At 61.5% G+C, this 21,781-nt stretch carries 23 protein-coding genes; 2 read left to right on the top strand and 21 right to left on the bottom strand.

From position 1 onward, the window contains the following. Together QDY28_RS06505 and QDY28_RS06510 are read right to left on the bottom strand one after the other, a co-directional pair. On the bottom strand, positions 1 to 196 hold a 196-nt coding region (locus QDY28_RS06505), incomplete at its 3' end, for a hypothetical protein (protein WP_331380881.1). 116 nt (positions 197 to 312) lie between these two features. Further along, positions 313 to 729, bottom strand: a complete 417-nt coding sequence (locus QDY28_RS06510) for a MarR family winged helix-turn-helix transcriptional regulator (protein ID WP_331381266.1) — start codon at positions 727 to 729, stop codon at positions 313 to 315. Between the two features lie 445 nt (positions 730 to 1,174). Here QDY28_RS06510 and polA point away from each other — a divergent pair, with 445 nt between their 5' ends. Next, the gene (gene polA, locus QDY28_RS06515) at positions 1,175 to 4,177 is read left to right on the top strand and encodes a DNA polymerase I (protein WP_331381267.1); all 3,003 of its coding nucleotides are present in this window, start codon (positions 1,175 to 1,177) and stop codon (positions 4,175 to 4,177) included. A gap of 205 nt (positions 4,178 to 4,382) precedes the next feature. Here the strand turns inward: polA and phnN are convergent, their stop codons facing one another. The 14 genes from phnN to phnG form a co-directional block, all read right to left on the bottom strand. After that, on the bottom strand, positions 4,383 to 4,985 hold the full coding sequence (gene phnN, locus QDY28_RS06520) for a phosphonate metabolism protein/1,5-bisphosphokinase (PRPP-forming) PhnN (protein WP_331380882.1): 603 nt from the start codon (positions 4,983 to 4,985) through the stop codon (positions 4,383 to 4,385). Beyond that, positions 4,982 to 6,121 (bottom strand): alpha-D-ribose 1-methylphosphonate 5-triphosphate diphosphatase, encoded by a 1,140-nt coding sequence (locus QDY28_RS06525; RefSeq protein WP_331380883.1) that lies wholly within the window; start codon positions 6,119 to 6,121, stop codon positions 4,982 to 4,984. The genes phnN and QDY28_RS06525 overlap by 4 nt, the downstream gene beginning before the upstream one ends. Before the next feature lie 16 nt (positions 6,122 to 6,137). Then, the gene (locus QDY28_RS06530) at positions 6,138 to 6,824 is read right to left on the bottom strand and encodes a DUF1045 domain-containing protein (RefSeq protein ID WP_331380884.1); all 687 of its coding nucleotides are present in this window, start codon (positions 6,822 to 6,824) and stop codon (positions 6,138 to 6,140) included. A gap of 188 nt (positions 6,825 to 7,012) precedes the next feature. After that, positions 7,013 to 8,359, bottom strand: coding sequence for a phosphonate ABC transporter, permease protein PhnE (gene phnE / locus QDY28_RS06535; protein WP_331380885.1), 1,347 nt, complete (start codon positions 8,357 to 8,359; stop codon positions 7,013 to 7,015). An 8-nt stretch (positions 8,360 to 8,367) separates the two neighbouring features. Continuing rightward, the gene (phnE, locus tag QDY28_RS06540) at positions 8,368 to 9,348 is read right to left on the bottom strand and encodes a phosphonate ABC transporter, permease protein PhnE (RefSeq protein WP_331380886.1); all 981 of its coding nucleotides are present in this window, start codon (positions 9,346 to 9,348) and stop codon (positions 8,368 to 8,370) included. A 66-nt stretch (positions 9,349 to 9,414) separates the two neighbouring features. Further along, entirely contained in the window at positions 9,415 to 10,320 is a 906-nt protein-coding gene (gene phnD / locus QDY28_RS06545) for a phosphonate ABC transporter substrate-binding protein (RefSeq protein ID WP_331380887.1), read from the bottom strand. Positions 10,321 to 10,412: 92 nt separating this feature from the next. Further along, on the bottom strand, positions 10,413 to 11,267 hold the full coding sequence (phnC, locus tag QDY28_RS06550) for a phosphonate ABC transporter ATP-binding protein (protein ID WP_331380888.1): 855 nt from the start codon (positions 11,265 to 11,267) through the stop codon (positions 10,413 to 10,415). A 272-nt stretch (positions 11,268 to 11,539) separates the two neighbouring features. Continuing rightward, positions 11,540 to 12,157, bottom strand: coding sequence for a DapH/DapD/GlmU-related protein (locus tag QDY28_RS06555; protein WP_331380889.1), 618 nt, complete (start codon positions 12,155 to 12,157; stop codon positions 11,540 to 11,542). Next, positions 12,154 to 12,861 (bottom strand): phosphonate C-P lyase system protein PhnL, encoded by a 708-nt coding sequence (phnL, locus tag QDY28_RS06560; RefSeq protein ID WP_331380890.1) that lies wholly within the window; start codon positions 12,859 to 12,861, stop codon positions 12,154 to 12,156. Before phnL ends, QDY28_RS06555 begins: the two co-directional genes overlap by 4 nt. 4 nt (positions 12,862 to 12,865) lie before the next feature. After that, the gene (gene phnK / locus QDY28_RS06565; protein WP_331380891.1) at positions 12,866 to 13,642 is read right to left on the bottom strand and encodes a phosphonate C-P lyase system protein PhnK; all 777 of its coding nucleotides are present in this window, start codon (positions 13,640 to 13,642) and stop codon (positions 12,866 to 12,868) included. Further along, the gene (locus tag QDY28_RS06570; protein ID WP_331380892.1) at positions 13,639 to 14,535 is read right to left on the bottom strand and encodes an alpha-D-ribose 1-methylphosphonate 5-phosphate C-P-lyase PhnJ; all 897 of its coding nucleotides are present in this window, start codon (positions 14,533 to 14,535) and stop codon (positions 13,639 to 13,641) included. Before QDY28_RS06570 ends, phnK begins: the two co-directional genes overlap by 4 nt. Beyond that, positions 14,532 to 15,641 (bottom strand): carbon-phosphorus lyase complex subunit PhnI, encoded by a 1,110-nt coding sequence (locus QDY28_RS06575; RefSeq protein ID WP_028754435.1) that lies wholly within the window; start codon positions 15,639 to 15,641, stop codon positions 14,532 to 14,534. The genes QDY28_RS06570 and QDY28_RS06575 overlap by 4 nt, the downstream gene beginning before the upstream one ends. Before the next feature lie 3 nt (positions 15,642 to 15,644). After that, the gene (phnH, locus tag QDY28_RS06580) at positions 15,645 to 16,253 is read right to left on the bottom strand and encodes a phosphonate C-P lyase system protein PhnH (protein WP_442967492.1); all 609 of its coding nucleotides are present in this window, start codon (positions 16,251 to 16,253) and stop codon (positions 15,645 to 15,647) included. 17 nt (positions 16,254 to 16,270) lie between these two features. Continuing rightward, the gene (gene phnG, locus QDY28_RS06585) at positions 16,271 to 16,750 is read right to left on the bottom strand and encodes a phosphonate C-P lyase system protein PhnG (RefSeq protein WP_331380894.1); all 480 of its coding nucleotides are present in this window, start codon (positions 16,748 to 16,750) and stop codon (positions 16,271 to 16,273) included. Positions 16,751 to 16,851: 101 nt separating this feature from the next. Here phnG and phnF point away from each other — a divergent pair, with 101 nt between their 5' ends. Then, positions 16,852 to 17,586 carry a phosphonate metabolism transcriptional regulator PhnF gene (gene phnF, locus QDY28_RS06590; RefSeq protein WP_331381268.1) on the top strand — a complete coding sequence of 245 codons (735 nt, stop codon included), beginning with the start codon at positions 16,852 to 16,854 and terminating at the stop codon, positions 17,584 to 17,586. Positions 17,587 to 17,609: 23 nt separating this feature from the next. Here the strand turns inward: phnF and QDY28_RS06595 are convergent, their stop codons facing one another. The 5 genes from QDY28_RS06595 to QDY28_RS06615 form a co-directional block, all read right to left on the bottom strand. After that, complete coding sequence (locus QDY28_RS06595; RefSeq protein WP_331380896.1) at positions 17,610 to 17,906, bottom strand: type II toxin-antitoxin system RelE/ParE family toxin; 297 nt, start codon at positions 17,904 to 17,906, stop codon at positions 17,610 to 17,612. Beyond that, entirely contained in the window at positions 17,903 to 18,193 is a 291-nt protein-coding gene (locus QDY28_RS06600) for a CopG family ribbon-helix-helix protein (RefSeq protein WP_331380897.1), read from the bottom strand. The genes QDY28_RS06595 and QDY28_RS06600 overlap by 4 nt, the downstream gene beginning before the upstream one ends. Before the next feature lie 106 nt (positions 18,194 to 18,299). Continuing rightward, positions 18,300 to 18,935, bottom strand: a complete 636-nt coding sequence (locus QDY28_RS06605; protein ID WP_331380898.1) for a 2,3-bisphosphoglycerate-dependent phosphoglycerate mutase — start codon at positions 18,933 to 18,935, stop codon at positions 18,300 to 18,302. 123 nt (positions 18,936 to 19,058) lie between these two features. Beyond that, a complete protein-coding gene (dapB, locus tag QDY28_RS06610; RefSeq protein WP_331380899.1) occupies positions 19,059 to 19,883 on the bottom strand; it encodes a 4-hydroxy-tetrahydrodipicolinate reductase in 825 nt (274 codons plus the stop codon). 15 nt (positions 19,884 to 19,898) lie between these two features. After that, a complete protein-coding gene (locus QDY28_RS06615; RefSeq protein WP_331380900.1) occupies positions 19,899 to 21,692 on the bottom strand; it encodes an ABC transporter ATP-binding protein in 1,794 nt (597 codons plus the stop codon). Between the last annotated feature and the right edge of the window lie 89 nt (positions 21,693 to 21,781).

Consider the following 21,781-nt stretch of genomic DNA (forward strand, 5'->3'; position numbering starts at 1 on the left):
GGGGCGTGAACGGCAAAGCCAAACTCCTATACGAGGTCACCGGCCAGAACCGGGCCTCAAGATGGTCGTTCGGTAGCAGGCGAAGGCTAATCTCCTTAACAGGGTCCAATGCCCTAATTTTCGATCCAGCCTGAAACCTATCCGCCTCTCCCAACACCTTTAACAGCATCGGGCGCATCTGCCGCTCACCGACCATTCATGCCATCTCCTTACGTGGAAATTGGCCGGACGATAGACCAAAGCCAGTCCGGTTTCGAGGCAGGAAAATCGAAAATTTCCGAATGCGCCGTCAATTGGACGAGGCATGCGGAGCTAGAGATGCTTGGCATTTTCCAGGATGCGCCGGACATATTCGAGCAGCAGCTCGCGCTCGAAGGTGCGGAAACCTCGAAACAGCTCCTTGTCCGCGGCCATCGCCGCTTCGACGGCTTCGCTCTGCATGGCACTGGCCTTGCCGGTCAGGAACACTAGTTGCGCACGTTTGTCGGATGGATGCGGCCGACGTTCCACCAGCCCGTCGCGTTCCATGCGCGACAGCGTATTGGCCATCGTCGCCTGCTCGATATCGACGCGCTCCAGCAATTGCTTCTGCGTCAGCCCGTCTTCGGACCACAATTCGAGCAGGATGGGAAATTGGCCGGGGGAAAAGCCGAGCCCCGCCGCCCGTTGTTGCAACGAGCGGGCAAATCCCTTCGCCATTTGACTGGCAAGGTAGGCCGCAGAGTCCAAGCGATTAAATCCCATGATTGCAAGTATGCCCGTATTTCGGAGTAAAACAATCATCAAATCTTGGGTGGATTGCGTCGGATGCGGGTTAAATTCTGGTAATATTCTGCGGTTTGTTTTTTTGTCTATGTAAATGAATTCTAATAGAAAAGCCGCCATGGCCTGGAGGGGGACCACGGCGGCTTCAAAGGGGGGACAAAGGCCCGGAGAGGGGGATAGGCCTTTGTCCAAGTCTGACATGGCGGGGGACAGGCCGGTTGCCAGACCCTCGGCGTAATCAATCGCCGGTGAGTATCAGATGTGGCTCAAAATATGGTTTTTCAAGGGAATCCGCAGATTAGATTGATTAAAAATTGGTAACGTTTGAGTGAGAAATTTGGCCCGTCCGCACAGCGCCTGATGGAACTTTATATGGACGTTGGAGATGCGCCACGCTATCCATGTTGCCATGAAAAAAGGTGATCATCTCTTCCTCGTCGACGGCTCCGGTTTCATTTTCCGGGCCTTTCATGCCCTACCGCCGCTGACGCGCAAATCCGATGGATTGCCGGTCGGCGCTGTCTCCGGTTTCTGCAATATGCTGTGGAAGCTGCTGACCTCGGCGCGCGATACTTCGGTCGGCGTCACGCCGACCCATTTTGCCGTCATCTTCGACTATTCCTCGAGGACGTTCCGCAAGGATATCTACGACGCCTACAAGGCAAACCGCTCGGCACCGCCGGAGGAACTGATCCCGCAATTCGGGCTCATCCGCGAGGCGACGCGCGCCTTCAACCTGCCTTGCATCGAGACCGACGGCTTCGAGGCGGACGATATCATCGCCACCTACGCCCGTCAGGCCGAGGCGATCGGTGCCGACGTCACCATCATCTCCTCCGACAAGGATCTGATGCAGCTCGTCACCCCCATGGTCCACATGTATGACAGCATGAAGGACAAGCAGATCGGCATCCCCGATGTCATCGAGAAGTGGGGCGTTCCGCCGGAAAAGATGATCGACCTCCAGGCCATGACCGGCGATTCCATCGACAACGTGCCCGGCATTCCAGGCATCGGCCCGAAGACGGCGGCGCAGCTTCTAGAGGAATTCGGCGATCTCGATACGCTGCTCGCCCGCGCCGGCGAGATCAAGCAGCAGAAGCGCCGGGAAAACATCATCGCGAATGCCGAGTTGGCCCGCATTTCCCGGCAATTGGTGACGCTGAGGACCGATGTCCCGCTGGAGCTGCCGCTCGATGCATTGGTGCTCGAATCGCAGAACGGCCCGAAACTGATCGGTTTCCTGAAGGCGATGGAATTCACCTCGCTCACGCGCCGCGTCGCCGACGCCTGTGATTGCGATGCGGCTGCGATCGAGCCATCGGAGGTCAAGGTCGAGTGGGGCGACACAGCGCATGGTCCCGACCTCGACGTCGCTAAAGACGTCGATCTCGTTGGCGGCAGCGAAGTTGCGATCGAGGGTGCCTCCGTGCCCGCGCCTGTGGTCAAGGCACGTATGGCATCGGAAAGCGCCGCAGAGCCGGCCGAACTCGCCAAAGCGCGGGCGGCAAGCTTTGCCACCGCACCGATCGATCATTCGACATATGTCACCATCCGCGATATGGCCGCTCTCGACCAGTGGATCGCGGACGCGCGCGAAACCGGCATCGTCGCCTTCGATACCGAGACGACCTCGCTCGACGCCATGCAGGCCGAAATCGTCGGCTTTTCAATGGCGATCACCGATAACCGCAACGATCCCTCCGGTGCGATCATCCGCGCCGCTTACGTGCCGCTCGGGCACAAGAACGGCGTCGGCGATCTGCTCGGCGGCGGGCTGGTGGACAATCAGATTCCGTTGCGGGACGCTCTGCCGCGGCTGAAGGATCTGCTCGAAGACGCCTCGGTCCTCAAGATTGCGCAGAACCTGAAATACGATTATCTGCTGATGAAGCGCTATGGCATCGAGCTCAAGGCCTTCGATGATACCATGCTGCTGTCCTACGTGCTCGATGGCGGCGCCAATGCCGTACACGGCATGGACAGCCTGTCGGAGCGGTGGCTCGGCCACAAGCCGATCGCCTATAAGGATGTCGCCGGCAGCGGCAGATCCAACGTCACCTTCGATCTCGTTGATATCGACCGGGCCACGGCCTATGCCGCCGAAGATGCCGACGTAACCCTGCGGCTCTGGCTGGTGCTGAAGCCACGGCTGGCCGCGGAAAGGCTCACCACAGTCTATGAGCGTCTGGAACGGCCGCTGGTGCCGGTGCTTGCCCATATGGAAGAGCGTGGCATCACCATCGACCGGCAGATCCTGTCACGCCTTTCCGGCGAGCTGGCGCAAGGTGCCGCCGCGCTTGAAGACGAGATTTACACGCTCGCCGGCGAACGTTTCAATATCGGCTCGCCGAAACAGCTCGGCGATATTCTTTTCGGCAAGATGGGTCTTGCCGGCGGCAACAAAACCAAGATAGGGCAATGGTCCACCTCGGCGCAAGTGCTGGAAGATCTGGCTGCAGCCGGCTTCGAGCTGCCGCGCAAGATCGTCGACTGGCGTCAGCTCACCAAGCTGAAATCCACCTATACCGACGCGCTGCCGGGCTATGTCCATCCCGAGACCAAGCGCGTCCACACCTCCTATTCGCTGGCTTCGACGACCACCGGACGCCTGTCCTCCTCTGAACCGAACCTGCAGAATATTCCGATTCGCACGGCTGAAGGTCGCAAGATCCGTACGGCTTTCATCTCGACGCCGGGCCATAAGCTGATCTCGGCCGATTACAGTCAGATCGAACTGCGTGTGTTGGCGCATGTCGCCAACATCCCGCAGCTCGAACAGGCCTTCGCCGACGGCGTCGATATTCACGCCATGACGGCATCGGAAATGTTCAGCGTGCCGATCGAGGGCATGCCGAGCGAAGTGCGCCGCCGCGCCAAGGCGATCAACTTCGGTATCATCTACGGCATTTCCGCCTTCGGCCTCGCCAACCAACTTTCGATCGAGCGTTCGGAAGCCGGCGATTACATCAAGCGGTATTTCGAGCGTTTCCCCGGCATTCGCGACTATATGGAAAGCACCAAGGCCGCAGCGCGCGACAAGGGCTATGTCGAAACGATCTTCGGCCGCCGCGTTCATTTTCCGGAAATCCGCTCCTCCAATCCGTCCGTGCGCGCCTTCAACGAGCGCGCCTCGATCAATGCGCCGATCCAGGGCTCCGCTGCGGACGTCATCCGTCGCGCCATGATCAAGATGGAGCCTGCGCTTGCGGCCGCCGGCCTCGCCGATCGCGTACGCATGCTGCTGCAGGTGCATGACGAACTGATCTTCGAAGTCGAGGAAGCCGATGTCGAGCGCTCGACGCCGATCATCGTTTCGGTCATGGAAAATGCCGCCATGCCGGCGGTCGATATGTCTGTGCCGCTGAAGGTGGACGCGCGCGCGGCTCACAATTGGGACGAGGCGCACTGAGGTAATTCGGGCATTGCGAGGAGGTCGGCCCTGAGGCGGCCCCTCATCCGACCCTTCGGGCCACCTTCTCCCCGGGAGAGAGAAGGGGAAACGGAGCATCCGGCAAATCTCTACCTTTTCTCCAGCGGAGAGAAGGACGCGCGAAGCGCAGGTTGAGGGGGCGATGCACCGTGAGTTTGTTTCCGCAGGTGCGGCACAAGCGGTCTTATCTTGCGATCAGTGCTTCCAGCACGGAAATAATGACACGGCCGGCCTCTTCGAGCGTGCCGCTATTGTCGATATCAGCGACGTCGTAGCTGCCCTGAACCGTCAGCGAGCTTCTTTCCAGGCGTTTCAGCACGTCTTCACGGCTTTCGCGCCCCCGTGCCATCAGCCGCTCGGCAAGCACTTCGCGGGTTGCCGTGATGTTGATGACCTTCAGCCGCGGAAATGCGCTTTGGAAGCGATGCAACGCCGAGCGCGAACCGTTGGCGATGACGAGATGGCCGCGGGCAAGCTCGTCCCTGACCCCAGCCGGAATGCCATATTTCAGGCCATGCGCTTCCCATGAGACGGCGAAGGCGCCGGCGTGTTCCATTGCGTCGAAATCGGCGTCCGAAACGCTTTTGTGATCCTCATTGCCGGCATCGCCTTCCCGGGTGATGACGCGGCGGACGAAATGGACATCCGGCCGGCCGACGAAATGCCGGGCGGCGAGATTCATCAGCGTATCTTTGCCGGCACCGCTCGGTCCGACCACAACGGCCATCACACCGGCTGTCTCGGCCAAAAGATCGTTAGCCGGCTTTATGTTGGCCTCGGCCGTCATGCGACACGCCGTCCTTCTCGCCAGACCGAGCGCGTCACCGGCACGCCATGATCGCGACGGACGCGCACGAGATCGGCGCGCAGGCCCTCGGCGATGCGGCCGCGATCGTTCAGGCTGACGGTCTTTGCCGGGGTCGCGGTCACCATGGCGATCGCCTGCGGCAGAGAAATACTTTCGACCTCGTCCGCCAGAATGAAGGGAGCATGCAGCAGGCTGAGCGGCACATAGTCGGAGGACAGGACGTCCAGAACGCCGAGTTCGGCGAGATCGCGGGCGGCGATATTGCCGGAATGCGACTTGCCGCGAACGATGTTCGGCGCGCCCATCAGCACGCTCATGCCCGCGCCATGCGACGCCTTGGCGGCGTCGATGCTGGTCGGGAATTCGGCAAGGCGAACGCCGTAGTTGATGGCTTCGTCGACATGGGCGAGCGTCGCGTCGTCATGGCTGGCGATGGTGATGCCGCGTTCGGCGCAGACCTTGGAGATGGCGTCACGATGCGGCGTTGCGTATTTGGCCGATTCTTCCTGGCGCTTGGCGACGAACCGGGCAAAGGCCTCGTCGCTCAAGCCGCGCTTCTTCTGATAGTAGAAGATATACTGATCCATCGTCTGGAACTGGCGCTGACCCGGCGCATGGTCCATCAGCGAAACCAGGCGGACATAGGGGTCCTTCTCGAAGTCCTGSAAATGATCGAGGACGTTGTCGGCGGAGACTTCGCAGCGCAGATGGATCAGGTGTTCGGCGCGCAGCCGGTCCTCGCGCGCGGCCGCCTGAATGGCGTCGGCCATGTCGCGCATCTCGCCGCGCTCGAAACCGCCATCTTCATCCGAGCCCATGCGCAGGCAATCGAACACGGTGGTGATTCCCGAGGTGACGATCTGGGCGTCATGCGCCTGGATGGCGGCCGTCTTGTTCCAGCGCACGCCGGGGCGCGGCGAATAGTGAGCTTCGAGATGGTCCGTATGCAGTTCGACCAGGCCGGGGATTAGGTAGTCGCCCTCCAAATCCTCTCCGATAGCCGAATTGCCTTCGGAAACGCCGGCGATGCGACCGTCACGGATCAGCACGGAGCCTTCGACGATCTTGTCTTCGAGGACGATGCGGGCGTTGGAAAGGACGGTTTCTTTGGTCATGTCAGGTCTTTCGCTATTAGGCGCCGGAAAGCGGCAGCCAGGAACGGACGGTAAAGGGAGCGCCACGCTTTTCTTCAATAAAGACTGCGAGGCCGGAAACATTGAGTGGCGTGCCGATGTGGTCGGCAAAGCGCGCACGCAGGATGTCGTGCATGTCGGCTTGACGTTCGGCCGGAACGCGCCCGGTCAGCGTCATGTGGAAACGAAACTCGTCGTTGACGTAGGGATAGCCCCAGCGCAGCAGATTGGCGCGCTGCGGTTCGCTCAAACCTTCCGGATTGCGCCGGGCGATGTCATGATCTGAAAGCGGTGCGCGGAATGGTTCGAAGGTCTTGACCACGCGCGAGGCGAAATCCTGCAGCGGCTGGTAAAGCGAGCCCGGCACGAGCGCGAAGAAATGGCCGAGCTGACCCAGGACCAGCTCCGGAATGGTGAAAGTCTTGGTCTGTGAAGCGAATTCGGCGGCGACATCGAGAAGATCGCGCTCGGTCACCGAGCCGGCAAGCTCGAACGGCGCCTTCAGCGTGGCGTGAAAGCCGTAGCGGCGCGGATCGGCCGTCAGTTCGGCATGGTCTTCCGGCACGGGGCCCATGGCCTTGTCGGAAAAGATCTCATCGGAAAATGCGTCGCGGCCCAGCCAGAGAGCGGCAAGCGCGGTCAATGGATCGTCTTTGGGCGGCGTGAAATAGAGAGCATAGCGCAAGGCTGCATTCCTTGGAAAAGTCGGCGGCGCGAGACACTGTTGGGTGATTTGCGACAAACCGCAAGAGCAGCAAGGCAGCAGCGGATCGAATCCGGCTAAAGCGAACTCGAGCAATGTTGTCTTGCCGACCTGCGCTACCGGATTCCCGTGACAAAATGATGATGCGTCACGATTTTTCTAAAGGCTTCCTACCTGTTTTGCGTGCCCATCAGACGAGAGCGCAGCGCGTTGGAAGCGGCGTCGAAGAGGAAGACGACGATCAGGATCAGCAGCACCATATAGGCGACGTTTTCCCAATTGGCGTTTGTGCGCATGGCTTCCCAAAGCTTCAGACCGATGCCGCCGGCGCCGACCGCACCGATGATGGTGGCGCCGCGCACATTCGATTCCCACTGGTAGAGCGTCTGGCTGACGATGACCGGCACGATCTGCGGCAGGATGCCGTAGCGATGCACGAGAACCGTCGAGGAGCCCGTCGATTTGACGCCTTCGCGCGGCTTGTTGTCGATGTTCTCCAGCCCTTCGGAGTAGAGCTTGCCGAGCGTGCCGGTCTCCGTCAGGAAGATCGCGCCGCTGCCGGCGAGCGGGCCCGGGCCGAAGGCGCGGGTCAGGAACAGCGCCCAGATCAGCATGTCGACCGAACGCAGAAAGTCGAAGAAACGCTTCAATATCTGATTGATCAGCCGGTTCGGCGTGATGTTGCGCGCTGCCATGAAGGCGAGCGGAAAGGCCGCGAGCGAACCGAGCAGCGTGCCGAGGAAAGCCATGACGATGGTCTGGAACAGCTTGGTCCAGACATCGCCATGCTGCCATGCGCCATTGTTCCAGATATTGTCGAAGGCCAGCGAGAGATTGGACTGGTCGGGCTCAAGCCGCGGCCCTGAAACGATCAGGCTGATGACTTCGCTCGCCGGCTTATCGAAGAAGGGCGAGTGCGTATCGAAGATGAAATTCGCCCAGCCGATGAAGCGTTTGCGGATTTTCACGCGGTCGGTGGAAATGCTGACGTCGCCGGCAAAGCCCATATTGGCGAGGATGTTGTCGTCATAGACAGTGATCCAGGACGGCGGCGGCTCCGAGCCGAGAACCTTCGGCGAATCGCCGGTGAAGTCGATCGGAACGGTGACGCCATGGGCGGTCAGGATCGCTTGCGTCTTCGTAACGGTCACGCTGCGGCTGGTGCCGCTGACCGAGACCGTCAGGCTGCCGTCCGGATTGTTCGTCACCCAATCCGGATGCGGATTGTCGCCGAGCGGCGAAAAGCGCGGATATTTGACGCTGATCTTGTCGCCGGAAACACGGAATTCCGGCTGAACGTCGTAGCTAATCCATTCGCTCAGATAGATGCCGACGCGTTCCCAATGCGCTTCCGCGATGATCTTCGGCAGATCGAAGAACCAGACGGCATAGACGCCGTAAAGGATCACGCCGAGAAAGATCATCAGCGCGCCGAAACGCTGGCGGAACGATCGGTGCAGGATCTCCGGATAGCGCGCTTCGATTTCCTGCATGCGGCCGGCGTCGATGACGGACATGGGCAACCTCAGTGTTGCAGAAGGAAGGCATGTTCGCCGACGAGACGGCGGCGGAGCCATGCGGAAAATTGGTCGACGGCGATGATCGTTACGAAAAGCAGCAGCACGAGCGCTACCGTTTTAGCGCCGAAACCGCGCGAGATCGAAAGCTTCAGCTCCTCGCCGATACCGCCGCCGCCGACGGCGCCGATGATGGTCGAAGCGCGGACGTTGATCTCCAGACGCAGCAACACATAGGACATGAAATTCGGCAGAACCTGCGGCAGGGCGGCGAAGCGAACGCGCTCCGTCCAGCTCGCGCCGACCGCCCTCATGCCCTCGTCCGGCTTCATGTCGATATTCTCGATCACTTCGTAGAACAGCTTGCCGAGCGCGCCGATCGTATGCAGGCCGACGGCGATGATGGCGGCGATCGGGCCGATCGACAGGATCGCCGAAAACAGTCCGGCGATGACGATCTCGGGAAAGGCGCGCAACAGTTCCATGAAGCGTTTGGTCACCAGGCGAAGCGGATGCGACGGTGACATGTTGCGCGCGGCAAAGAAGCTGAGGGGAAGGGCGACGATGAAGCCGATGAGCGTGGAGACCAGCGCCACGTTGATCGTGATGATCATCAGCTCGAAATATTCCGGGATATAGAAATCGCCCCAGACATAGACGCGGCCGAGCGGAAAATTGAATTCCTCGCCGCCGACGCCGTTTGCGCCGTTGGGGCTCGGCAGGTCGAAGAGCGCGCGATAGACGTCGGCCCAATCCTTGGGGATGAGCCAGCTCAGGAAATCGAAAAGATGCGGCAGGCGGTCGAAGAAATGGCCGGCATTGCTCTCGTCGGCAAAGCGAACGGAACTGACGAAAGCGATGATCAGGATCAGCAGGCCCATGCCGGTATAGAGGCGGCGGCGCGCCACCATCCTGATCCAGGCGTCGCCGATATCCTTGGCGCTCTGAGGAGTGCCTTGCGTCTGTAGCTGAGTATCGGCAATCGTCATGAATGTCCTGCCCTCTCGATAGGAAAAGGGCGGCCGTCGCCGGCCGCCCTGCAGTCGGGATAGGGATCAGCCGCCGATGGCAGCCTTACGAACTTCAACAACGGCCTTGTAGAAGTCCGGGTTCACCTTGACATAGCCCTTGAAGTCGCCGCCTTCGATCGCCGAGAAGCACTTGGCGTCGGTGGTCGGGAGCTTCATGAAGAAGTCGGTCAGCTTGGCCTGCCATTCGGTGCCGAGAGCGTTGCGAACGACGAGCGGGCCGTTCGGGATCAGCGGCGAACGCCAGACTTCGACAAGCTTGTTCGGGTCGACAGCGCCCTTGTCGACTTCCTTGCGGAAGGTGCCGGAGGTGTAGCCGTCTTTGAAATCGCCGAGGCCCGAAGAGTCGTCAACGGCAACGTCGACCTTGCCGTCATAGGCGGCGAGCAGGTTGTTCTCGTGACCGCCGTTGAACTGGGTCGAAGCGAAGAACTTGTCGTTCGGCATGCCGGTGGTCTTCGGAATCTGCGTCAGCGGAACGAGGTAGCCGGAGGTGGAGTCCGGATCGGCGTAGCCGAGCTTCTTGCCCTTGGCGTCAGCGATCGTCTTGATGCCGGAGGACTTCAGAGCAAGACCGATCGAATAGTAGCCGGTCGAACCGTCCGTCTGCTGCGTGGTCAGGATCGGGGTAACGGCGTTCGGGTCCTTGATGTAGGTGGCCGCATAGCCGGAAGCGCCGAGTTCGGCGAAGTCAAGCGTGCCGCCGAGCAGGCCCTGGATAACGCCGTCATAGTCGGCAGCCGGGAACAGCGATACCTTTTCGAAACCGAACTCCTTCTTCAGGTGGTCGGCAAGGCAAGAATAGTTGCGCAGGCGGTCGGCTTCGTTTTCGCCGCCGAGAATACCGACGCGGAATTCCTTGATGTCCTGAGCGGCAGCGCCGCCAGCGAGCGCGAGAAGCGCCGTGGCTGCGAGAAGGGTCTTCTTCAACATGGGTTCGTCTCCTGATTAACCGGTGTCCCCGGATGCCTTCGGTCTGGAAGAAATGCGCCCTTGACGTGGGCCTTCGATCGCGGCCGGCTCCCTCAGAGACCGGCCAGTGCCAGCGGTTGTGGGCCGGCAGATTCGTTTGCCGCGGCTTGCGCGGGCTGATCGGAAAGATTGATGGCGGTCGACGTCATCGTCTCGTCGACACCGGCGCCATCCTTGTCGGTGCCGTAGATTTCCTTGACGGCCGCAGCCGTCAGTTCCGCCGGCTTGCCGTCGAAGACGACGCGGCCTGCGGCCATGCCGACGATGCGTTCGCAATAGTTGCGCGCCGTATCCAGCGTGTGCAGGTTGGTGATGACCGTGATGCCCTCGCGCTCGTTGATGTCGCGCAGCGCGTCCATGACGATCTTGGCGTTCAGCGGATCGAGCGAGGCAATCGGCTCGTCGGCGAGCATCATCTTCGGCTGCTGCATCAGGGCGCGGGCAATGGCGACACGCTGCTGCTGACCGCCGGACAGCGTGCCGGCCATCTGTAATGCCGTCTGCTCGATACCGAGGCGCTCAAGCGCGGCGATCGCCTCGATGCGCTCTTCGCGGCTGAAGATGGAGAGCAGGCTGAGCGCCGTCGAACGCTGGTTCAGGCGGCCGAGCATGACGTTGGTCAGCACGTCGAGGCGGGGAACCAGGTTGAACTGCTGAAAGATCATGGCGCAATCGCGCTGCCAGTTGCGCAATGCGCGACCGCGCAGCTTGGAGACTTCGATACCGGCGAAATGGATGGAGCCGGAGCTTGGATCGGCGAGACGGTTGATCATGCGCAGCAGCGTGGACTTGCCCGCGCCCGAGCGGCCGATGACGCCGACCATCTGTCCCTGCGGAATGTCCAGCGTTACGGAATCGACAGCGAGCTTGTTTCCGAACCGGCGCGAGACATTCTTCAGCTCGAACATGAGGCTTTCCCTTTCGCGGCTGCCCGGCTCCGCAACAAACGTTGACGTTGGTGCCGCGGAAACCTGTTGGACGAGCGCATGACCTTGCGTTTCGAGGTCGCCACGCGCTGAGCATGAGCAACGCATTATTCCCGGTTCATGAAGCTCCAATGTCAGATTTGTGTAACTGCTGTTACAATTCCCCGCCGTTTTGCTGCCTTGCGTTACGACATGCAAAAGCCCGAAAACCGAGGGGTTTCCGGGCTTCGGAATGAATTCTAGTCAGGATTGTGTCATGCGCCGTAGCGGATGAGGAACTCCTCGGCCGAAAGGGCGCGAAAGTCGTCGAGCGCGGTGCGCAAGGTGGCGTGATCCCAATCCCACCAGGCCAGCTTGTCCATGCGCTCGCCGACGGCTTCGGTGAAGCGCTGGCGGATGAGCTTGGCCGGCACGCCGCCGACGATCGTATAGGGGGCGACATCCTTGGAGACGACCGCGCCGGCGCCGATGACCGCGCCGTTGCCGACGGAGACACCCGGCAGAATGGTGGCGCCATGGCCGATCCAGACGTCATGGCCGATGGTCACGCGATGATCGCGCCGCCAGGTGAAGAAATCCGTCTCCATATCGGCATCGGGCCAATAGTCGGCAGCGCGATAGGTGAAATGATGCAGCGTCGCCCGCCAGGTCGGATGGTTCGTGGCGTTGATGCGCACCGCGGCAGCGATGTTGACGAACTTGCCGATCGTCGCGCACCAGACTGCGCCATCCTGCATGATGTAGGAATAGTCGCCGATCTCGGTTTCATCGATCCGGCAGCGGTCGGAGACTTCGGTATAACGGCCGAGCGTCGAGTTGCTGACGCTGGCCGAGGGGCTGATGAAGGGCGTTTCGCCCAATTTGCGGCTCATGCGGCGGACTTCCTGGGTGAAAATTGCGACACATCGAGAATGCGGCTGCCGACGGCTTCGCGCACCTCCTCGTCATGGAAGATGCCGAGCAGGGCGACGCCCGCCTTTTTTTTCTTTTCGATCATGTCGACAACGACGGCACGATTCCTGGCGTCGAGAGAGGCGGTCGGCTCGTCGAGCAGCAGAATGGCGTGATCGGTGATGAAGCCGCGGGCGATATTGACGCGCTGCTGTTCGCCGCCGGAGAAGGTGGCGGGCGGCAATTGCCAAAGCTCTTCCGGCAGGTTGAGTTGCGCAAGCAGGGCGCCCGCCCGTTCGCGGGCGATCTCGGCACTTGCGCCACGCGCCAGCAGCGGCTCGGCAACGACGTCGATGGCGGCAACGCGCGGCACGGTGCGCAGGAACTGGCTGACATAGCCCATGGTATGGCGGCGAACTTCCAGCACGGTGCGCGGATCGGCGGCCGCGAGGTCGACGATTCTTTCCCGATGCGTCACCAGGATCTGCCCGCTATCGACGGCGTAGTTGCCGTAGATCATCTTCAGGAGCGAGCTCTTGCCGATACCGGAAGGGCCGCCGAGCACCACGCATTCGCCCGATGCGACCGAGAAGGAGACATCGGCGACGACCGGCAGGCGAATGCCGTCGCGCAGGTGCATGGTGAAGCTCTTGAAGACTTCGGAAACGACGAGGGGAGTTGCCATGGCTTTAAACCTGCAGGATCGAGGAGACGAGCAGTTGCGTATAGGGCTCGCGCGGATCGTCGAGCACGCGGTCGGTGAGACCATGCTCGATCACTCCGCCGTCCTTCATGACCATCATGCGGTGCGAGAGCAGGCGGGCGACGGCAAGATCGTGCGTGACGATGATGGCCGATAGGCCGAGATCGTTGACGAGGCCGCGCACGAGATCGAGCAGGCGAGCCTGCACCGATACGTCGAGGCCGCCGGTCGGCTCGTCCATGAACACCAGCCGCGGGCCGGTGACCAGATTGCGGGCGATCTGCAGGCGCTGGCGCATGCCTCCGGAGAAGGCGCGAGGCTGGTCATCGATGCGGTCGGCATCGATCTCCACGCGCTCCAGCCAGTCGATGGCCGTGTTGCGGATATTGCCATAGTGCCGGTTGCCGATCGCCATCAACCGTTCACCGACATTGGCGCCGGCCGAGACCGTCATGCGCAGACCATCGGCCGGGTTCTGATGGACGAAGCCCCAGTCCGTTCGCATCAGGAAGCGGCGCTCGGCCTCGTTCATGCGGAACAGGTCGCGATAGGTCTCGTCGCGCATATGGTACTCGACGCTGCCGGTGGTCGGCAGCAGCCGGGTCGAAATGCAGTTGAGTAGCGTCGTCTTGCCGGAGCCGGATTCGCCGACGATTGCCAGCACTTCACCGGGCCAGAGATCGAAGGACACGTTGCGGCAACCGATGCGGCTGCCGTAGAATTTCGAGATATCCTTGACCTTGAGGAGTGGCGTGTCGCTCATTCGGCGGCCTCCTGTTTCGGTTCCAAGCCATTCGCCGCCAGCATGGGGCCGGCATGGCCATGGGCGCGGCGGTCTTCGCAAAAATCGGTGTCGGAGCAGACGAACATCCGCCCGCCCTTGTCATCGAGGATCACCTCGTCGAGATAGACCTGCTCGGCGCCGCAAAGCGCACAGGGCTTGTCGAAGCGCTGCACTTCGAAGGGATGATCGTCGAAATCGAGGCTGACCACCTCCGTATACGGCGGCACGGCATAGATGCGCTTCTCGCGGCCGGCGCCGAAGAGTTGCAGCGCATCCGACATGTGCATTTTCGGGTTGTCGAATTTCGGTGTCGGCGACGGATCCATCACGTAGCGGCCGGCGACCTTCACGGGATAGGCGTAGGTCGTGGCGATGCGGCCGTTGCGGGCGATGTCCTCATAGAGCTTGACATGCATGAGGCCGTATTCCTCGAGTGCATGCATCTTGCGGGTCTCGGTCTCGCGCGGCTCCAGGAAACGCAGCGGTTCGGGAATGGGCACCTGGTAGACCAGCACCTGCTTGGGTCCGAGCTTGCCTTCCGGGATGCGGTGGCGCGTCTGGATGATGGTCGCCTCGTCCGTGCGGGTGGTGACCGCCACAATCGCCACCTTCTGGAAGAAGGCTCTGATAGAGACGGCGTTGGTCGTGTCGTCGGCGCCCTGGTCGATGACCTTGAGGACATCGTCCGGCCCGATGATCGCGGCGGTCAATTGCACGCCGCCGGTGCCCCAGCCATAGGGCATCGGCATTTCGCGCGAGGCAAATGGCACCTGATAGCCGGGAATGGCGATCGCCTTCAAAATGGCGCGGCGGATCATCCGCTTGGTCTGTTCGTCGAGATAGGCGAAATTATAGGTAGCGAGTTCGGTCATTCGGCAGCCTCCGTCAGGGGATCCTTGCCTGCGTTTTGTGCATTCTCGAAGTCGCGGCGCATGCGGCGCACCAGATCGAGTTCGGCCTGGAAGTCGACATAGTGCGGCAGCTTCAGGTGTTCGACGAAGCCGGTCGCCTGCACGTTGTCGGAATGGGAGATGACGAATTCCTCGTCCTGGGCGGGTGCGACGATATCCTCGCCGAGTTCGTCGGCTCGGAGCGCCCGGTCGACCAGCGACATCGCCATGGCCTTGCGTTCGCTCTGGCCGAAAACGAGGCCATAGCCGCGGGTAAACTGCGGCGGCGCCTTGGCCGAGCCCTTGAACTGGTTGACCATCTGGCATTCGGTTACCTGAATGCTGCCCAGCGAAACGGCAAAACCGAGTTCCGGCACGTCCAGCTCAACCTCCACTTCGCCGATGCGGATTTCGCCGGTGAAGGGGTGGGTGCGGCCATAGCCGCGCTGGGTCGAATAGCCGAGCGCGAGCAGGAAACCTTCGTCGCCGCGGGCCAGCGCCTGCAAGCGCAGATCGCGGGTCATCGGGAACTCCATCGGCTCGCGCGTCAGGTCGCCGGTCTCATGGTCGATAGGCATCTCGCCATCGCCTTCGATCAGCCCTTCCTGGCTCAGAATCTCGGAGACGCGCATCACGCGGCCTTCTTCCGCCGGCCGCTGCATCGGCTCATCCACCGGCGTATCGGTGAGCAGGCTCGGGTCGAGCAGGCGGTGCGTATAGTCGAAAGTGGGGCCGAGGAGCTGGCCGCCCGGCAAATCCTTGTAGGTCGCCGAGATGCGGCGTTCGATCTTCATCGCCGAGGTATCCAGCGGCTGGGAATAGCCGAAGCGCGGCAGCGTGGTGCGGTAGGCGCGCAGCAGGAAAATCGCTTCGATCATGTCGCCGCGGGCCTGGCGAACGGCAAGCGCGGCCAGCGTGCGGTCGTAAAGCGAGGCTTCGGCCATGACGCGGTCGACGGCGAGCGCCAGTTGCGCGACGATCTGGTCGATGCCGATGGCCGGCAGCGAACGATCGCCGCGGCGGCGATCGGCGAGCAGCCGGTGAGCATTGGCGATGGCGGCTTCGCCGCCTTTAACGGCAACATACATGCGTCACATCTCCGTCGCGATGATCTTGGTGGTGCGCGGCAGGCAAAGGAATTGCCGTTCCGCCGTCAGAACGAGATCGACGCCGCGCGGGAAAAGCGCGCGATTGTCGTTCCAGAGGCGCAGAAAAGTATCGGGCAGGCCGATCGGCGCGATCGTGCGAATACCGGCAATACCGGGACCGGAGAGCGCCAGTTCCTTGCCGCCCTCGAGGGCTGCGATTTCCAGCACCAGCGTCGTCGAGCGGTCGGGATATTCCTGCGTGCCGACGGCGAACCCGTTGAGGGAGGCGAGCGCCATGCCGGCCTCGACGAAGGCAAAACGCGCTTCAATCCTTTCCGGTGTCACCAATGTGCCGGTGTGAAAGCTCAGCCACGCAGGCATGGGCGATTTGGCGAGACCGGTCGACAGCCAGACCGGCGTATCATGATCGCAAAGCGTAAGGCCGATCGCGCCGGCTGCAATCCCGAGCGGGGCGGGCGGAGCGATATTGGAAGTGACCGTCTGGACGACGCCCGGCCGCGCCATGGCGTCCATCATCATCTTGAAGACGCTCTGGGCGTCGAACACCGGATCGGCGAAACCGCCGGTCAGCGCCTCGTTGCCGGCTGTCATGGAAGTGGTGGAAAGGCTCATTTGTCTTCTCCGCGGACCATGGTGAAGAAATCGACGCGGGTGGCAGCCGTTTCCTCGGCACGTTTGCGGTCGTATTCGGCAATCCGATCGGTAACCGGCAGCAGGATCGCCTTCTCCACGAATTCCTGGGTGGCCGGCTGATGCCAGAGCGCATCGAAGATCGCCGCAAGCCGCACCTTTTCGCGGTCGGTGCCGAGCGCATGCGCATGGCCGATCGCACCCGAGGCCAGCTTGACGGTGGCGCGCGTCACGGTAACCTCGCCGAGATTGAAGGGCGAACCGCCGCCGCCGATGCGACCGCGCACCATGACGAGCCCGGTTTCCGGTCCTCGTACGGGCTGGACCGCGGGCTTGTCGGGTAATGCTTCCCAGGCCGCGTCAAGCTCGTCGCGTTCGGCCCGCGCCAAAAGATCGGCGGCGCGCTTGCGCTCGCGGCGCTCCCGCGCCGCCGCCTCTTGCCTCTGTGCTGAATTCATCGCCTCATCCTCAAAATGTCTATTGATATAGACAACCATACAAGGTAGTTTTATATTTATTGGCGAGTCGTGACAAGCGTGTGACATTAGCAGCGGGCGATATGGCGGGGCAGAAGGTACAAAGACAGACGGGCGTGGCGCTCTGGCGGCAGATTGCCGACCGGATTCGCACATCGATCAACCACGGCGATTTCGATGAAGCAGGCATGGTGCCGCCGGAAACGGCGCTGGCGTTGCAGTTCGGTGTCAACCGCCACACGATCCGAAGCGCGCTTGCGGCACTGGCTCAGGAAGGAATCGTCAGGGCCGTGCAGGGGCGCGGAACGTTGATCGAGCGCAAGGAGCGCCTGAGCTTCCCGATTTCGAAGCGGACGCGATTTTCGCAAGGCATTGGCGATCAGGTGCGCGAAACCCGCAGCGTCCTTCTGGCTACTGGCGAAGAGGCTGCGAGCACGGAATTGGCCCGGCAGCTCAAGATCAGAACCGGCACGCGGCTGGTCCGCCTGGAAACGCTCGGTCAGGCGGATCATCGTCCGGTTTCGCGCGCCACAAGCTGGTTTCCGGCGGATCGCTTCGGCGCCATTGCGGAGATCTATCGGACCACCGGGTCGATCACCAAAGCATTTCGCGAGCTTGGCGTGCCGGACTATGTGCGTGCCGTCACCGAGATCACCGCGACGCATGCCGACGAAGGTGATCTAGCCGATCTGCAACTATCCCCCGGCGCCATTGTCCTGGTCGCACAGGCGCTCAATGCGGATCTCGACGATATTCCGGTGCAATATTCGATCTCCCGCTTCGCCGCCGACAGGGTCCGGTTTACCGTGGAGAATTGAGACCACGCCATTTGTGTAAGGCGTCAGGAAACTGGCCGAGTGCCGCTCGGCGGCCATTGTTGCGCAGCATGAAGAATGCGGAGTATTCGCATCGTCTCGTCTTTGAGATCGTAAATCAGCAAATAGTTTTTATGGACGACCAGTTCCCGTGTTCCCGACACGCGGCCAGGGCGGCCCGCCATTGGATGTGCGATGAGCTGCGCCGATCTTTTGGCGAAAAGTTCGTCAAGCGCGAGCGCGGCGGAGGCGCTATCCGCTTCGATATAAGTGTAAATTGAGCGTCGGTCAGTTTTCGCCTCAGGAGTCCAAACAAGATTCACGAGGATTTTCCGCTTAACTTGCGGCGTGTTTCTTGCCGCAAAGCAGCGAATTCGGCTTCTACCTCATCGGCGGGGATGAGATTGCCGGCATTGGCTGAATCAAGCCCCGCCTGAACTTGTTGACGGAACCAGATGTCATACTCAGCTTCATCTTGCTGGCGCTTCACATAGTCGCGCATGAATGCTCGAAGCAATTGCGCCCCGGTTTGATCATGCGCCCGTGCGGCCTCGCTGAAGGCAGCTTTCAAGTCTTCTTCAACCCGAAAAGTGAATGTTGCGTCTGCCATGTCCGATCCATGTGTTACATCGTCAATACAGTGTAACACCGGACGTTACATTTTCCACCCCTCACAGCCGAAACAGCATGAGGGGTGGCTTTGCATTTCCGGCGATTCAATGCGCGCCGGACATATCCCCGAGTACTTCCTTGGAAGCGACGGTGGAGTCGGCGTTGAGCTTGTAGACCATCGGCACGCCGGTCGCGAGGTTGAGCGCGAGGATCTGTTCCTTGCTGAGGCGGTCGAGGACCATGACCAGCGAGCGCAGCGAATTACCGTGGGCGGCGACCAGCACCTTTTGGCCGGCGAGCACACGCGGCAAAATTTCCGTCAGATAATAGGGCCAAACGCGGGCACCAGTGTCGCGCAGGCTTTCCCCGCCGGGCGGCGGAACGTCGTAGGAGCGGCGCCAGATATGCACCTGCTCTTCGCCCCACTTGGCGCGGGCGTCGTCCTTGTTGAGGCCCGAGAGATCGCCGTAGTCGCGCTCGTTCAGCGCCTGATCCCTGAGGGTTTCGAGACCGGGCTGGCCGACTTCATCGAGGATGATCTTCAGCGTGTGTTGGGCGCGCGTCAGCGCCGAGGTGAAGGCGACGTCGTATTTAATGCCATAATCGGCAAGCGCCTTGCCACCGGTCTTGGCTTCTTCAATGCCAAGCTCTGTCAGGTCAGGGTCCTTCCAGCCGGTAAAAAGATTCTTCAAATTCCAGTCGCTCTGCCCGTGGCGAACGAGGACGAGAGTACCGCTCATTAATATTCCTCCTTGATAGAGCAATTCCAGGAAAAGTGCGTGGCGGTTTTCCGTCTGGAATTGCGTAAGAACAAAAGGCTGGAGCGGTTCAGCAATTCCGTGCTGAACCGCTCCCGGATGGGATCAACGTGTGGAAAGCCCGAGGACGTCGAGCATGGAATAAAAGCCGGGTTTCTTGTCGCGCGCCCAAAGTGCAGCCTGAAGCGCGCCGCGGGCAAACAGCGAACGATCGCCGGCGCTGTGAGACAGCGTCAGGCGTTCGCCTTCGCCGGCGAAGATGACGGAGTGGTCGCCGATGACGGCACCGCCGCGCAGCGTGGCGAAACCGATGGCGCCTGCCGGCCGCGGACCAGTCTGGCCGTCGCGTACACGCACGGAATGATCGTCGAGATCGATGCCGCGGCCCTTTGCCGCCGCCTGCCCAAGCAGGAGCGCAGTGCCGGAGGGGGCGTCGACCTTGTGCTTGTGATGCATCTCCAGGACTTCGATGTCCCAATCGGCCGGCGGAAGCGCCCGCGCCGCCTGTTCGACAAGGACGCTCAAAAGATTGACGCCAAGGCCCATATTGCCCGATTTGACGATGCGGGCGTGGCGGGAGGCCGCCTTGAACTTGGCCTCGTCTTCAGCCGAGCAGCCGGTGGTCCCGATGATGTGGACGATACGTGCCTGGGCGGCGAGGCCGGCGAAGGTGACGCTGGTGGCGGCTGTGGTGAAGTCGATCACGCCTTCGGCATGCAGGAAAGCCGAAAGCGGATCGTCGGTGACGGGAACGCCGATCGGCCCCAGTCCGGCAATCTCGCCGGCATCCTTGCCGATGAAAGCGGAGCCTGGGCGGGCAACGGCGGCGTGCAGGGTAACACCTTGCGTGGCGTGGATGAGGCGGATCAGGGCTTGGCCCATGCGGCCCGCTGCGCCAACCACCACCAGCTTCATCGCATCATCGGTCATGTCTTCTCAATCGTCTTATTTGCGGGAAGTGCCGGAAACGGCCGGCCGCTGGAGGTTGTTGAGGCGAGCGTAAAGGCCATTGTCGGCGGTCGCAAGCGTCTCGTGGTTGCCCTCTTCGACAATGCGCCCGTTCTGCATGACAATGATCTTCTCCGCCCGCACGACCGTCGAGAGACGATGGGCGATGACGACGACGGTGCGGCCGCTCATGGCTTCGTCCAGCGCCTTCTGCACGGCTGCCTCCGACTCGGTATCGAGCGCTGATGTCGCTTCGTCGAGCAGCAGGATCGGCGCGTTGCGCACCAGCGCGCGGGCGATCGACAGGCGCTGGCGCTGGCCGCCGGACAACGTCACGCCATTTTCGCCGACCGGCGTGTCGTAGCCCTGAGGCTGCGCCATGATAAAATCATGGGCGTAGGCGAGCCGGGCCGCTTCCTCGACTTCGGCATTCGTCGCCTCCGGACGGCCGTAACGGATATTGTCGCGGATCGTGCCTTCGAAGAGGTAGGGCTGCTGCGAGACATAGGCGAGCTGCTCGCGCAGCGACCGCTTCGTGACATGCGCTATGTCCTGTCCGTCGATGAAGATGCTGCCGGCCTTGGGATCGTAGAAGCGCGGAATGAGATTGATGACAGTGGACTTGCCGGCGCCGGAAGGGCCGACCAATGCCGTCGTTTCGCCGCCGTCGGCAACGAAACTTACGCCGGACAGAACCGCCTCGTCGCCATAAGCGAAGTGAACGTCGCGAAACTCGATGCGAGCCTCGGTGACGACGAGCGGCATGGCGTTGGGCAAGTCGCGCTGACGCGGCTCCATGTCGAGCAATTCGTAGATCATGCGCGCGTTGACGACGGCGCGCTCCATCTGCACCTGGAGCTTGGCAAGACGGCGAGCCGGATCATAGGCGAGCAGCAGCGAGGTGACGAAAGAGAAGAAGGCGCCGGGCGGAACGTCGTGATAGATCGACCGATAGGCGGCATAGGCAAGGACGCTGGCGACCGCGAAGCCCGCAAAGCTTTCGGTCAGCGGTCCGTTGCGCTCCGAAAGGCGCGCAATGCGGTTCTGCCGGTGTTCTGCCGCCGTGATCAGCTTGTTGATCTTGCGGTCCAACTGCTCTTCCATCGTAAAGGCTTTGACGATGGAAATGCCCTGGATCGTCTCCTGCATCGCGCCGAGAACGTGGCTGTTCAGGTTGACCGCTTCGCGCGTTGCCGCGCGCAGCCGCTTGGACACGTAGCGCAGCGCATAAAGCAGCGGCGGGGCGGCGATAAAGACGGCAAGGCTCAGCAGCGGGTCCTGGACCACCATGACGCCAATCAGGGCGACGAAGGTCAGAAGGTCGCGGGCGGTCGAGGTAATCGTCAGGTTCATGACATCGCGGATGCCGGAGACGTTCTGGCTGACCCGTGCCGCGATCTGCGCCGATCGGGCTTCATTGAAGAACCCGACCGACAAGGTCATCAGATGCCCGTAGAGCCGCCGCTGGTAACGCGCGATGATGTTGTTGCCGATCTTGTTGAGAATGACCGACTGGAAGTAACCGGCAAAACCGCGCACCACGAAAGCGGCGAAGATTGCCGAGCAGATGAGCCAAACGACATCGGCCCGGCGTTCGACGAACGCCTGGTTGATGATCGTCTTCATGATGTAGGCGATAAAAGCCGTCGACAACGCCACCAAGATCAAACAGGTGATGGCGATCAAATAGCCCCAGACATGATCACGGCCATTTTCGGCAATGATCCGCTTCAGGACACCGGTAACGGTCTCGCTATCGACGCTGTTGTTTTTGGTGTCGGGTGACTTCAAATATCGGCTTCCTGTCTCAAACCAAGCGAGCCGCATATGGCACGTGCTTTCGCGGGTCTATAAAGAGTTAGGACGGCTTTGGCTAGATA

It is taken from the genome of Rhizobium sp. BR 362 (genome assembly GCF_036528765.1).
In the GTDB taxonomy this organism is placed as follows: domain Bacteria; phylum Pseudomonadota; class Alphaproteobacteria; order Rhizobiales; family Rhizobiaceae; genus Rhizobium.